This window comes from Achromobacter xylosoxidans (assembly GCF_014490035.1).
Lineage (GTDB): Bacteria > Pseudomonadota > Gammaproteobacteria > Burkholderiales > Burkholderiaceae_B > Achromobacter > Achromobacter bronchisepticus_A.
The window spans coordinates 5630931-5644146 of record NZ_CP061008.1; the positions used below are offsets into that span (position 1 = coordinate 5630931).

11 protein-coding genes and 1 riboswitch are annotated in these 13216 nt (G+C 66.3%); of the genes, 4 read left to right on the forward strand and 7 right to left on the reverse strand.

Annotation, left to right across the window (positions count from 1 at the left end):
- Positions 1-83: 83 nt before the first annotated feature.
- Positions 84-1499 carry an NAD(P)/FAD-dependent oxidoreductase gene (locus IAG39_RS26150; RefSeq protein WP_118932895.1) on the reverse strand — a complete coding sequence of 472 codons (1416 nt, stop codon included), beginning with the start codon at positions 1497-1499 and terminating at the stop codon, positions 84-86.
- A 221-nt stretch (positions 1500-1720) separates the two neighbouring features.
- Between IAG39_RS26150 and IAG39_RS26155 the strand changes: the two genes are divergently transcribed.
- Positions 1721-2569, forward strand: a complete 849-nt coding sequence (locus IAG39_RS26155; protein WP_059371635.1) for a MerR family transcriptional regulator — start codon at positions 1721-1723, stop codon at positions 2567-2569.
- 31 nt (positions 2570-2600) lie between these two features.
- Here IAG39_RS26155 and IAG39_RS26160 read toward each other — a convergent pair whose 3' ends face one another.
- The 4 genes from IAG39_RS26160 to IAG39_RS26175 all read right to left on the reverse strand — a co-directional run bounded on the left by IAG39_RS26160 (position 2601) and on the right by IAG39_RS26175 (position 8290).
- A complete protein-coding gene (locus IAG39_RS26160; RefSeq protein WP_118932896.1) occupies positions 2601-3476 on the reverse strand; it encodes a cytochrome c oxidase assembly protein in 876 nt (291 codons plus the stop codon).
- A gap of 87 nt (positions 3477-3563) precedes the next feature.
- Complete coding sequence (locus IAG39_RS26165) at positions 3564-4667, reverse strand: porin (protein WP_059371633.1); 1104 nt, start codon at positions 4665-4667, stop codon at positions 3564-3566.
- A 52-nt stretch (positions 4668-4719) separates the two neighbouring features.
- Positions 4720-7518 carry a magnesium-translocating P-type ATPase gene (gene mgtA / locus IAG39_RS26170; protein WP_118932897.1) on the reverse strand — a complete coding sequence of 933 codons (2799 nt, stop codon included), beginning with the start codon at positions 7516-7518 and terminating at the stop codon, positions 4720-4722.
- Between the two features lie 421 nt (positions 7519-7939).
- Positions 7940-8290, reverse strand: a complete 351-nt coding sequence (locus IAG39_RS26175; protein WP_059371631.1) for a hypothetical protein — start codon at positions 8288-8290, stop codon at positions 7940-7942.
- Between the two features lie 28 nt (positions 8291-8318).
- Between IAG39_RS26175 and IAG39_RS26180 the strand changes: the two genes are divergently transcribed.
- Positions 8319-8618, forward strand: a complete 300-nt coding sequence (locus IAG39_RS26180) for a hypothetical protein (protein WP_124260367.1) — start codon at positions 8319-8321, stop codon at positions 8616-8618.
- Between the two features lie 109 nt (positions 8619-8727).
- On the opposite strand, the gene IAG39_RS26185 is transcribed toward IAG39_RS26180, so the two are convergent.
- Entirely contained in the window at positions 8728-9732 is a 1005-nt protein-coding gene (locus IAG39_RS26185) for a sodium:calcium antiporter (RefSeq protein ID WP_118932898.1), read from the reverse strand.
- Between the two features lie 7 nt (positions 9733-9739).
- Positions 9740-9978, reverse strand: a riboswitch (yybP-ykoY riboswitch).
- Positions 9979-10099: 121 nt separating this feature from the next.
- Here IAG39_RS26185 and IAG39_RS26190 point away from each other — a divergent pair.
- Complete coding sequence (locus tag IAG39_RS26190) at positions 10100-11443, forward strand: aminopeptidase P N-terminal domain-containing protein (protein ID WP_118932899.1); 1344 nt, start codon at positions 10100-10102, stop codon at positions 11441-11443.
- A 16-nt stretch (positions 11444-11459) separates the two neighbouring features.
- Here IAG39_RS26190 and IAG39_RS26195 read toward each other — a convergent pair whose 3' ends face one another.
- Positions 11460-11933 carry a hypothetical protein gene (locus IAG39_RS26195; RefSeq protein WP_059371627.1) on the reverse strand — a complete coding sequence of 158 codons (474 nt, stop codon included), beginning with the start codon at positions 11931-11933 and terminating at the stop codon, positions 11460-11462.
- Positions 11934-12012: 79 nt separating this feature from the next.
- Here IAG39_RS26195 and IAG39_RS26200 point away from each other — a divergent pair, with 79 nt between their 5' ends.
- Positions 12013-13182, forward strand: coding sequence for a UbiH/UbiF/VisC/COQ6 family ubiquinone biosynthesis hydroxylase (locus IAG39_RS26200; RefSeq protein WP_187774065.1), 1170 nt, complete (start codon positions 12013-12015; stop codon positions 13180-13182).
- The last annotated feature ends 34 nt before the right edge of the window (positions 13183-13216 follow it).

The following is a 13216-nucleotide window of genomic DNA, read 5'->3' on the forward strand; positions in this document are numbered from 1 at the left end:
CTTTCTCCTTTTACCGCGCCCCCGGTATGGAACGCGCTTGTTTTGGTTATCCCGCGCAGGCCTGATGCACGGCGCGCTTGACGCTAGTCCTCAAGTCCTGCGGGCGCGAACCCAGCCAGGAGCACGTCAAGCCAGCGCGGCGCAAGATCCCGCGCTTCACGCTCTTCCTTTCTACGCACGGCGTTGCGGACCAGCGAACCGCCGAAGTACTTGATGGGTTCGGGCGGAAACCGCTTGGGCTTGCGGTCGACCAGGGCGCAGCGGCGCCACGCATCGTTGCGATCCAGGGCCAGGCTTGCCAGAATCCTGCCGCCCAACAGGCTGGGCGCGACGCCGTTGCCGCTCCAACCCACTCCGTAGTGGATGTGTCCGGTACCGGCCAGGGTGCCGAAAACGGGCAGGCTGTCGTAGGTCCGATCGATCGGACCCGACCACGCATGCGAGACGCGCACATCGGCAAGCATCGGGTAGGCGCGGCGGAAATCCTGCTCCGCCATCAGGCAGCTTTCTTCGTGGCGGCTGAAGGTGGCGTCGATGACGCCACCCCGGGAAAGCGCGCCCGTGCCCTTGCCGTATGCGATTCGCCCGTCCCTCGTGGTCCGGTAGTACCCGACCATCAACTGCGAGTCGGTGATGGCTTCGCCCCCCGTCCAACCCAGCGCGGCCAGGCGCTCGGGAATTGCCTGCGTCACGACGATGGAACTGTTGACGGGCACGATCAGCCTTGAGATTTCAGGAATGGCGGCGGCCCATGCATTCGTCGCCAGCACGACGCTTTTGGCCAGTATCGTGCCCGAGGCGCTACGGATCACCGCCGGATAGCCGTGGCTCAACTCCAGCACCGGCGTGTTTTCGTGGATCACGATGCCGCGCTCCAGGGCCACCCTGCGCATGCCTCGCACCAGCCTTGCCGGCTGCACCGTGGCGTTGCCGCGTTCGAACACGCCCGCCCTGTGCATGCGAGACCCGGTTCGACGTGCGACGTCCTCCGGCAGCATGTGCTCGAAGGGACGCGCGCCGACCCGGGCACAGGCCTGGAGCGTGCCCTCCCATGACTCCTGTTGCGCATCGGAAGTGGCCGTCCAGAGCCATCCCCCGCAGCGAAAGTGCGCATCGATGCGATGGCGGCCGCAGAACTGTGCGATTTCATCGATGGCGCGTTCCGAGGCCCGGGCCAGGAACAGCGCATCGTCGACATCCGCGAAAGCAAGCAGCGAAGCGATTTTCGGCCACCAGGACATGGCCATGCCGCCGTTGCGCCCTGAAGCGCCTCCGCCGCAGACGTCCCGCTCCAGGACCACGACCTTGGACTGAGGGCTGAGTTCCTTGATGCTCAACGCCGTCCACAGGCCTACATAGCCTCCACCGATAATCACGATGTCGGCGGCCTGACTGCCGGTCAGCGGCGCACTTGCCTGCAAGGCGGGTTCCGCCTCCCGCATCCAGAAACTGCGTTGCAGGAAAGGTCCGGCCTGGCTTGAATGGTGTGAAATGATCATGAGCAAAGCGGCCCAATCTGGCCGCGCCTGAAATCAAATATATCTACATAATTTCTGTAGGTTGCGATCCTATAGAAGCTGATTTTCGGAAAAAATAGGGGCTTTCCCCCATATTTCCGGTCCTATCATGAAGGATCGTGTTTATATAATTTATCTATATATATTCTGTATGTTCTGCCAGAACAGACCGTCCACCGCGCCAGCACAGGAACTTCACTTGCATGTCTGAGTATCGAATCGGCGACGTCGCGCGCCTCACAGGCACGAACATCTCGACGCTGCGGCTATGGGAGCAACACGGCCTCCTCGTTCCGGCGCGCACCGAAACGGGACAGCGCGTCTACTCAGATGCGGATCTGGCCCGGGTATCCCATATCGTTCGTCTGCGGCAGATCAACGGCCTGAACATGCCCGCGATCCGTCGCGTGCTGGAGGAGTCGCAGGCCGGATCGGCGTCCACGGCGCCACCATCGCCCGCCTCGGGCGCCACGGCATCTCAAGCCCGCGAAATAGCTGACGCGGCCGCGCTCGGACTGCGCTTTCGCACCGCGCGTCGAAGCGCGGATCTGTCGCTGAAAGAGGCGTCGGACGAAACCAGCCTGCCCGTGTCCTTCATTTCGACCTTTGAACGGACGGGCCGCGGGGCCACCGTCGCAAGCCTGAAGCTGCTCGCCACCTGTTATGGCACGTCGCTGACGGCCCTGTCGGAAGTACCGCCCAAGCCGTCGCGCAACGCGGCAGAGGTCGTGCGCAAGGGTCAGGAAATACACGCCCCGTCGTTCGGCGCGGGCATCCAGATCCTGCAGCTGGCAACGAGCCTGCCTTCGCTCGACTGCCAGAAATGGGTTCTGGCGCCGGGCGCCCGCAGCGAAGGCGCCTATACGCACCATGGAGAAGAGTGCATCCATGTCATCGCCGGCGAATTCAGCATTACGGTCGATCTGGCGGCGCCGGTGACCTTGCGCGCCGGAGACAGCATCTCGTTCCTTAGCGGGCGGCCGCATTCGTGGAAAGTCGTCGGCGAGGAAACCGTGGAACTGTTCTGGGTCAATACGCCGAAGAGCTTCTGAGCCCGGCGGCGTACGCCACCCGCCGCGGTTCTCAGGCCGAAGCGGCGCGAGCGCGGGCCTTGGAGCGGGCCAGCGCTTCGCGATCCGCCTTGCGCAAGCGCCCCTTGGCCGATAGCCGCATCAAGGTTCCCAGGGCCACCATCAGGCCGATCACCTCGACCAGCGCCGCCGGAATCCACATGGTCAGGCCGCCTATGGTCTGGTCGGTCTGGGCCGACATGGCGATGGCGCGGCCGCATAGTTCGAACAGCGGATAGATGTCGCTTTCGGTGAAGGCGATGACTGCGCCCGCCACCATCTGCGGCAGCATCGTCAGCACGGGCGAAATGACCCGGCCGCCCGGCGTCATGGCCGCCGGCGGCGCGGGCCGGCGATCCAGGATCAGGTTCCAGTACATGAAGCCGCTGATCACCACCGACCAGTTCATCAGGCGGTAGAGACGCCAGTCCAGCATGGAATAGAACTGCACCGACGGAATCAGCCAGACCAGCACCAGGAAGACGAACAGCGTCGGCACGAAGATCTTGTGGGTCAGCACCGCCACCGTCGCGCGGCCGGCGCCGGTGCGCAGGAAGTCACGCAGGCGGATGCGCCAGCGCATGGGCAGGCCCGCCCGCATCACCTGTCCCGGGAACGCCGCCATCACCAGCAACGGCCCCAGATGGTGCAGCACCAGATGCTGGATGCGGTGGATGAAGAACATGCGCTCGGCGTAGTAGTCCAGCCGGGTATGCATGGACAGGTACAGCAGCACCATGCCGGTCCAGAACAGGATGCTGCGGGCGGCGGTCACGCGATGGACCTTTTGGCCGCGCACGAACAGCACGATGGCCACCAGGAAGGAGGCCACCAGCGTGGGAGAGAACTCCCAGGGTATGAGCCATTCGAGACTATCCATGCAAACCATCCGGAAAACGTCGGGGCTGTACGAGGACGGGCGCCATGCGCCGCACCCGCCGATTGTAGTTGACCCCGGCCCGCCCTGCCCCGGCGCTCAGAAACGGTGCGAAATGCCCGTGCCCACCCGCGTGGTGTGGGAGCGGGCAGGATCGAACTGGTCGTCCAGCGTGTAGTTCGACGCATAGCCGGCGAAGGCATAGAGCGTCGTGCGCGCAGACAGGCTGTAGGTATAGCCCAGCGTCATCACCTGCGCATTGCGCGCCGTCATGCCGTTGTCCCAATGCCAGTCCGGGTGCGCCAGCGACCATTGCACCAGCACGGCGCCGGGTCCGACCGGCACGCTGGCCCCGACCAGCCAGGCATCGACCGTGCCGCCGCGCACGAAGGCAGCCGGCCCCAGGCCCATGCCCAGCCCGTCCGGATCGCCCCCGTCCAGCCCGACATCGCCGTTGCGCTGGCGCGACCATGCCAGGGACAGCTTCAGCACCTCGAAGTCATAGGAGGCGCCCAGCTGCACCGCTTGCGGCCGTCCATTGCTGCCCGGCGGGGCGTCGGCCAGGCGCAGTTGGTCCCAGGTGGCGATCGCCAGCAAGGGTCCGTCCTCATATTTCAGGCCGAGGCTGAGCGCGCGGTTGTTGTTGGCCGTTTTGAACTGGTTGCGGTCGTCGGCGTCGAAGGAGTAACCGATGCCGGCCTGGAAACCGCCCCAGACAGGCGTGTAGTAATTGACCAGGTTGCTGAACTGGTAGTTGTCGGACGCCTTGAAGGTGGCGCCCATGCCCATTTCCTTCCAGGACGCGATTTCCAGGGAATTGCCGTAGACTTGGCCTATGGTGTGCTGGCGCCCCAGCCGCAGGTCGCCGAAGCTGTCATGTCCCAGGCCGACCCAGGCGGCGTAATTGAAGAAGCGGTCGTCGTCGGCCCGCTTGCCCGACGAAGGATCGAAGCCGCTTTCCAGCTGGAACCTGGCGCTCCAGCCCCCGCCCATGTCTTCCGCTCCCGTCATTCCCCATAGCGAATCGGTCAGTCCGCCATTGAGCAGACCGCTGTGGCTGCCCTGCCCCGAGACCGTGGTGACGGCCACCCCCGCGTCCACCACGCCGTACAGCGACAGCCCCTGCCCGGTCTCGGCGCTACGCGCCGCCAGGGGAAGGGCCAGGCCCACTGCCATCAGCGCGGCAAAAGTAGCGATTCTCATGCGTTTCTCCTGATTGCGCGGCGGGCTTGCGACCGCCGCGGGCCTTATCGACTTATTGCCAACCGTAGCGGCGGACCCAGATTCCCTTCAGCAACTGCGTCAGCGTGCAGTAGGCCAACAGGATGCCGACCAGCCAGGGGAAGTAGCTCCATGGCAGCGGCTGCAGCTGGAGGTACTCGGCCAAGGGCGAAAACGGCAGCAGCAGCCCCATCGTCACCACCATCAGGGTCATGCCCATCAGCGGCCACGCGGCGCGGCTTTGCAGGAACGGGATCTTGCGCGTGCGGATCATATGGACGATGAGCGTCTGCGACAACAGGCCTTCGACGAACCAGCCCGATTGGAACAGCGTCTGGTGTTCCGCGGAGTTGGCCTGGAAGATGTACCACATGAGCGCATAGGTGGCGATATCGAACACGGAGCTTATCGGACCGAAAAACACCATGAAACGGCCCAGGCCATCGGGGTCCCATTGCTGGGGTTGCTTCAAGAGTTCTTCGTCGACGTTGTCAAACGGAATGGCGGTCTGGGAAATGTCGTACATCAGGTTCTGCACCAGCAGATGAATGGGCAGCATCGGCAGGAACGGCAGGAAGGCGCTGGCCACCAGCACCGAGAAGACATTGCCGAAGTTCGAGCTAGCCGTCATCTTCAGGTACTTGAGCATGTTGCAGAAGGTTTTGCGGCCTTCGATGACGCCGTCCTCCAGCACCATCAGGCTCTTTTCCAGCAGGATGATGTCCGCGGCCTCTTTCGAGATATCGACCGCGGAATCCACGGAGATGCCCACGTCCGCCGCCCGCAGGGCTGGCGCGTCGTTGATGCCGTCGCCCATGAAGCCCACGGTGTTGCCCTGGGCCCGGAGGCTGCGCACGATGCGCTCCTTGTGGGCCGGCGTGAGCCGCGCGAACACATTGGCCTCGCGCACCGCGGCGGCCAGTTGCGCCTCGTCCATCGCTTCGATATCGGCGCCCAGGTAGACCTTGCGCACCTCGAAATCCACCTCGCGGCAGACCTTCTGCGTCACCAGCTCCACGTCGCCGGTCAGCACCTTCACCTCGATGCCGGAATCCTTGAGCGCCTTGAGCGCGGGAGCGGTGGATTCCTTGGGAGGATCCAGGAAAGCCATGTACCCGACCAGCACCAGATCGGACTCGTCGGCCACGCCGTAGGTTTGCTGGGTGGGCGGCATTTCCTTGACGCCGACCGCGATGACGCGCAGGCCGTCGCGGTTCAGGTCCGCCGTCACCCGGCGGATGTCGGCCCGGCGGGCAGCGGTCAGCAGATGCTCTTCGTGGCCCACACGCAGGCGGGTGCAAACCGCCAGCATCTCCTCCAGCGCGCCCTTGCAGATCAATTCGTGATGCTCGCGGCCGTTCTCGGTCTCGTTGACCACCACCGACATGCGGCGCCGGGAAAAGTCGAAGGGAATCTCGTCGACCTTGCGGTACTTCGCCGCCAGATCCAGCTTGCGCTCGACCTCGGCGTGCTGCAGCACCGCCACATCCAGCAGGTTCTTCAGGCCGGTCTGGTAGTAGCTGTTGAGATAGGCGTAGGCCAGCACGTCGTCGCTGCTGGCGCCGTACACATCGGTGTGCCGCTCCAACACGATGCGGTCCTGGGTCAGGGTGCCGGTCTTGTCGGTGCACAGCACGTTCATCGCCCCCAGGTTCTGGATGGCGTCCAGCCGCTTGACCACGACCTTGCGGCGCGACATGCGCACGGCGCCCTTGGCCAGGGTGGCCGTGACGATCATGGGCAGCATTTCAGGCGTCAGGCCCACGGCGATGGCTAGCGCGAACAGTAGCGCTTCCATCCAGTCGCCCTTGGTGAAACCGTTGATCAGCATGACGATGGGCGCCATGACCAGCATGAAGCGGATCAGCACCCAGCTCACGCGGTTGATGCCTTGCTGGAACTGGGTCGGCGCGCGGCTGGTCTGCGTGACGCGTCCGGCCAACTGGCCGAAGTAGCTGCGCGAGCCAGTGGCCACCACCAGGGCGCTGCCCGAGCCGCTGACCACGTTGGTGCCCATGAAGGCCATGTTCTCAAGTTCCAGCGCGTTGGCGGTCTCGCTGCGCTGCGTGGCGTACTTTTCGACCGGCAGCGATTCGCCCGTCAGCGCGGCCTGCGCAACGAACAGGTCCTTGGCATTCAGGATGCGGCAGTCGGCGGGAATCATGTCGCCCGCGGACAGCAGCACCACGTCGCCCGGCACCAGCTCCGCCAGCGGCACCTCGACCTGGCGCGATCCGCTGACATGCAGCGCCACGCCGAAGAATCGGCGGGCGTCGCCCTCGGCGTCGGCTGCCGGGTCGCTGCGTAGCACCGTGGCGGTGTTCTGCACCATGGCCTTGAGCGCCTCGGCGGCGCGATTGGAGCGCTGCTCCTGCGCAAACCGCAACACAGTGGAGATGAGCACCATTGCGCCGATGATGAATACCGCCGTCCAGGACTGGTCGTCGGGTTCGGCCATGCGCACGTCGGTGAGCCAGGACAGCGCCGCCAGCGCGGTCAAAAGCAGGTTGAACGGATTGCGATAGGACAGCCAGAGATGCGTGTACCAGGACAGCGGCTTTTCGTGGTCGACCTCGTTGGCGCCGTAGCGTTCGCGCGCGGTCTGGGCCTGGGCCTCCGACAGTCCGCCGCGGCTGCTGCCGAACAGGGCGAACAAGGCGCCGAAGCCCATGCGCGACAGGTCCAGCATCTGGCGGTTGGCATGGCGCGCGGTATCGGAGGACGCGGCGGCCGTCGTGGCGCCGCGCTCGGGCATGGGCGAACGGCGGAAATGTCTTGCGCTATGGCGCAGGCCCGCCGCCGACGTAAAGAAGGACTTGAGAAACTTGAACATCGGAGTGCTCCGGTTGTACGTGTAGTTCTTGGAGACACGGACGACCCTGCCCGCTGGCGGCTGCGCGCAGGCGGCAGCGGTCCGCGGCTTTCGCGCAGAAAGCCGTCAAACCGCCGCGTACAGGCGTGCGCAGGCGCCGGGGCAATGTTGCCGGTATCCGGATCGCATGAAATGCGCCGGGTGCGGAAAACGGATGGGAGCTAGCGGAGGAATCGGTACCGGCGGCAGAGGCGCACGCGACGTGGGCCAGGCCGGCGATTCTTGGCTGCGGACTCCGTACGGGCCAGGATGACTATCCTGCCTGTCGGCTCGCAGCGAGGAGACAGGTCAGACAGGCATGCCGGCGCCGCGCACTGGGCGCAATCGAGGCTCGGGGTCTAAGGCACTAGGCATGATCTCTCCTGTGGAAGAAAGGGCGGCTTCAGGCCAGCGCAGCCTGCGTGGCCGGCGTGGCTTGCGTGCCGAAGTGCACGTGGCGCACGGCGGGATTGGCGCTCAGGCGGCGCGCCTGCGACATCAGTTCGCCCCGCAATTCCGGGGGACAATTGACGGTGATGCAGGCGGATGCCATGCCAGGATCCCGACCCTGGTCGATCTGCACCTGCGAGACGTCCAGGCCGGCGGCGCTGAAGTCCAGGCAGATCTGCTTGCGCAAGGCGCCCAGCTCGTCGCGCGGACAGATGACCGTCAGACGCGAAGTGCCGCGGCGGCGGCCCAGGGCGGTGGCGCGGTCCACGCCGGCGCGGCGTAGGAACAAGTCGAAGAAACGCATAACGACCTCCATTGCAAGAATGGGGAGCGTGATCGCGAATACGCGCGCGCCCGCGCTGCGTTCGGCGGACAGGCACGACAAACGTGCACGAACGCTGACGCTGCGGATTGCGGCGGTTCTGGCGGTTTACGTTGGGGAGTTTCCCGGCAAGCCGCTGGCTTGCGCGATTGTCCGGGCTTGCGCCTGGAGCTTGGGATACAACCGCAACCTGTTCAACAGGCTGCGGCAGACGGAGTTCTGCGTGGACCTGTTAAACAGCGACGTCGATGCAAGATCGACAACTTTCGCCGGAATCGGTATTCACGAAGACTGCTCCTGGGATGGATAACGGGCAGAAGTTTACGCGGGTTTCCACTTATGGACAAGGCTTTTGGGGCCAAATCGGGCCTGAATGTGGAAAAAACCGCGGGGGCCGAGGCCCCGCGCGCAACGCACTGTCAAGCGTAGAAGTGCCAGCCCAAATAGGCGGCGAACACGGCATACAGTCCGCCCACCGCCGACAACGCCGGCACGCTCATGACCGAACGGCGGAAACGCAGCCACAAGAGGCTGATCGACAGCATCGTGAAGAGGCCCGCCGCCAGCAAGGGAGCGTCCAGCAGCCAGGGCGTCATGAAGATGCCCAGCGCGCTGGGAATGGTCGCCTGGATCATCATGGCGCCCGAAATGTTGGCCAGCGCCAGCCGTTCCTTGCCCTGGCGCACCCAGATCAGCGCGTTCATGATTTCCGGCAGCTCGGTCGCCACCGGCGCCAGCAACAGCGCGGCCACATGAGGCGACGCGCCCATGGCCACGCCCAGCAGCTCGATCTGGTTCACGAACACATGCGATGCCCCGGCGATCACGACCAGCGCCAGTATCGTCTGCGTGACCGCCCAGAACATGCTCGGATCCTCGTCGCGCGGGCGCAGCTTCAGTGGCTCGAGGTCTTCGCTGGCCAGGCTTTCCTCGTCGTTGCTGAGTTCGCGCTTGACGTAAAGGCCGTAGGTGGCCAGAAACAGGATGCCCAACCAGGGCTTCCAGGCAAAGGCCAACAGGCCCAGGCCCACCTTGAAGATGAAGATGCCCATGAACCAGGCCTGGTCGCGGGCCAGCCGGCGCTGGTCCGCGTTGATACAGTCCGCCTGCGTGGCGCGTCCGCGGCGCGCGCGCCACAAAGCCAGGCCGACCACCGCGTACGCCAGCGTCGCGAGCACCAGCGGGCCGCCCATGGCGGCGCCGACGCCTATGTCTTTTTGCTCGGGGGTTTCGCCAAACACGACGGCCATGAAAGTCACGGCGCTTTCCGGCAAGGCCGTGCCGAACGCGGCGAGCACGGTGCCGGTGGCGGTGGCGCCCAGCTGGAAGCGATGGCCGACCCATTCGACGCCGTTCACGAAGAACTCGCAGGCGAAGTAGATCACTGCCGCTGACAGGAAAAACAGGAACAGAGTGAGAAACATATAGGCGAGCCGGACGAGCAGAAACCAATTGGCGCGACGTCGCGGCTCGCCCGGCTGGGGTGAACGCAACGCGGCCAAAGGTCTCGCCTGGCTGATCCATGCGGCGATGCCGCCGTGCATGGATACCGCTACTAGCGCCATGGAGTTCTAGCGGCTGCTGCGCAGCGCTGAACCACCAAGTCTGTTGACGCTAGCTCCTTTGTGGGGACAAAGGATGGCTACTCCCCAATGACAGAGCCGCGATTGTAGCAGCTTGCCCCGCGCGGTCCAGCGAATTCCGCGCGCCCCTTGCGGGCTGTCGCAACCCGGGGATGGCAGGTAAAGTAAACGGCATCCTCACCCTGCCGGGCTTCACGCCCAGTCCGCCATGAGCCTGCCTCCCGACGACATCGCCCCTTACGCCGCGCGGCGCCAACGCCTGATGGCGCAGATGCGCGCCGCAGGCGGCGGCATCGCCATACTGGCGACCGCCCAGGAAGCCACCCGCAACCGCGACGCGGAATATCCCTATCGGCACGACAGCGATTTCTTCTATCTGACCGGATTCACCGAACCCGGCGCCTGGCTGGTGCTGACCGCGGGCGCGACCGACCGCGCCGTGCTCTTCTGCCGCCCGCGCCACATCGAACATGAAATCTGGGAGGGCAAGCGCTTCGGCCCCGAGGCCGCCGCGGCGCATTTCGGTTTCGACGACGCCCATCCGCTCGATGCGCTGGACGAACTGATGCCCGCGCTGCTGCAGGACCATGCCACCTTGTACGCGCCCCTGGCCGGCGACAAGCGCAGCGACGGACGCCTGCACCGCTGGCTGACCGCGGCGCGCGAGGCCAGCCGCGGCGGCCATGCGCCGCCTGCGCGCCAACAGGACATCCGGCCGCTGCTGGCCGAGATGCGGCTGATCAAGGACGCCACGGAAATCGCGGCAATGCGGCGCGCGGCCAAGATCTCGGCCGGCGCCCACGTGCGCGCCATGCGCGTCGCCCGCCCCGGCATGCGCGAGTACGAGATCGAGGCCGAACTGCTGTACGAATTCCGCCGGCACGGCGCGCAGTCGGTGGCCTACAACAGCATCGTGGCCGCCGGCGCCAACGCCTGCGTGCTGCACTACCCGGCCGGCGAAGCCGTGTTGCGCGACGGCGACCTGGTGCTGATCGACGCGGGCTGCGAGGTCGACAGCTACGCCAGCGACATCACCCGCACGTTTCCGGTGAACGGCCGCTACAGCGGTCCGCAGCGCGCGCTGTACGACCTGACGGTGGCCGCGCAGGATGCCGCCGCCCAGGCCACGGCGCCCGGCCGCAGCTTCAACGACGGCCATCAGGCCGCCCTGCGCGTGCTGGCGCAAGGCATGCTGGACCTGAAACTCTTGAAAGGCTCGCTGGATGGGGTGCTGGAATCCGGCGACTACAGCCGCTTCTACATGCACCGCACCGGCCACTGGCTGGGCCTGGACGTGCACGATGTGGGCGACTACCGCCAGCCTGGCCCGACCCAGGGCGCCGAACGCCCCTGGCGCCAGCTGGAACCGGGCATGATGCTGACGATCGAGCCCGGCATCTACGTGCGGCCCGCAGACGACGTGCCCGAGGCCTACTGGAACATCGGCATCCGCACCGAGGACGACGCGCTGGTCACGGACGAAGGCTGTGAACTCATCACCCGCGGCGTGCCGGTGCAGGCCGGCGAGATCGAAGCGCTGATGCGCGAGTAGGCGCGCCGGGCTGGCGCTAAAAGACGTAGCCGTCCAGCCAGCCCATGGCGATCCAGGTGTAGACCACCACCATGGCGATGGCGAACATGGACACGATGGCGCCGACCAGGCAGGCCAGGATCGCGACCAGCACCGGACCCCAGCCGGTCCGGGTCGGCCGGCCCAGGCCCTCGTTGTAGAGGCGGTCGAATTTCTCGTCCGGCATCAGCGAGAACACCGCGCTCTCGATGAACCCGTCGACCATGGGAATGAACACCAGGAAGAAGGCGGGGTTGTCGTACCAGACGGGGTAGAAGCTGATAGCGCAGAACAGGCTGATCAGCGTGTATGCGGTCACCAGCCAGGCATGGCGGCGTCCCAGATACCACCAATGCGCCCCCACCGCTCCGAACAGGCAGGCCAGCAATCCGACCGCGACCTTTCCGCGCGGGCGGCGGGTGGAAGCGGCGGAAACGGCGGACACTGGGGATGAGGCCTGGAGCTGCGTCATGTCGATCGACCGGAAAGAGGGCCACGGCGCCAAGACGCGCCGGCTGCTGCGGATTGTAGTGGACGGTTAAAATCCGGGCATGACTTCATCCGCCTTCGACATAGCGATTCTAGGCGCGGGCCCGGTGGGCCGCGTGCTGGCCCTGATGCTGGCCCGCGTGGCGCCCGACCCCGCGCGCATCGCGCTGCTTGCCGGCAGCGCGCCCGCCGCGGTCGCGCCGTCGGCGGCGGTCCCCGCCACGGATCCCCGCGTGCTGGCCATGAACCATGGCAGCCGGGTGCTGCTGGAGTCGCTGCATGCCTGGCCCGAACGCTCGGCCGACATCCGCAACATCCATGTATCGCAGCGCGGCCGGCTGGGCCGCACCCTGATCCAGAACACCGATTTCGGCGTGCCGCAGCTGGGCAGCGTGGTCGCCTATTCCGGCCTGCACGCCAAGCTGGACGAATGCGTGGCCGCTTGCGGCGTCACCGTGCTGCAAGGGCCGCCCGCGCGGATCGGCATGCAGGACGCAGACGGCGTGCGCGTCGAACAAGGCGACGCGACACTGCTGTGCCGGGTCGCAGTGCAATCCGACGGCGCGGGCGCGACCGACGTGCGCCGCGACTACGACCAACATGCGGTGCTGACCACGGCGTACGCCACCCTGCCCCGCCGCGGCTGGGCCTGGGAGCGCTTCACCGCCGAAGGCCCGCTGGCGCTGCTGCCGCACCCGCAGACGCCGGACGCCTATTCGGTGGTCTGGTGCAGCGCGCCCGAGCGCGCCGCCGAACTGGCGGCGCTGGACAACGCCGCGTTTTCGCGGGCGCTGTCCGCCGCCTTCGGCGACCGCCTGGGACGGCTTTCCAGCCAGGCGCCGCGACATGTCTTCCCGCTGGCGCTGAGCGCCCGCCGCGCCCAGGTGCACGGCCGCGTGGCGGCCATCGGCAATGCCGCGCAAACCCTGCATCCGGTCGCAGGCCAGGGCCTGAACCTGGGCCTGCGCGACGCGGCCCGCCTGGCCCAGACGCTGGGCAGCTGGCTGGCCCATCCGGACGTCAATCCCGGTTCCGCCCTGGCGGAATTCGCCGGGGCGCGCCACGTGGACCGCTTCATCACCGCCGGCCTGACCGATCTGATGCCTCGCATCTTCTCGACCGGCCTGGCGCCGGTGGAGCATGCCTGCGGCCTGGCCTTATTGGGGATGGATCTGGCCTCTCCGCTGCGCGCGCCGCTGGCGCAACATCTGCTGCAAGGTTTCCGCGCCTGAACGCTTCCCTATCCGCCCCCGATAATGGGGCGGT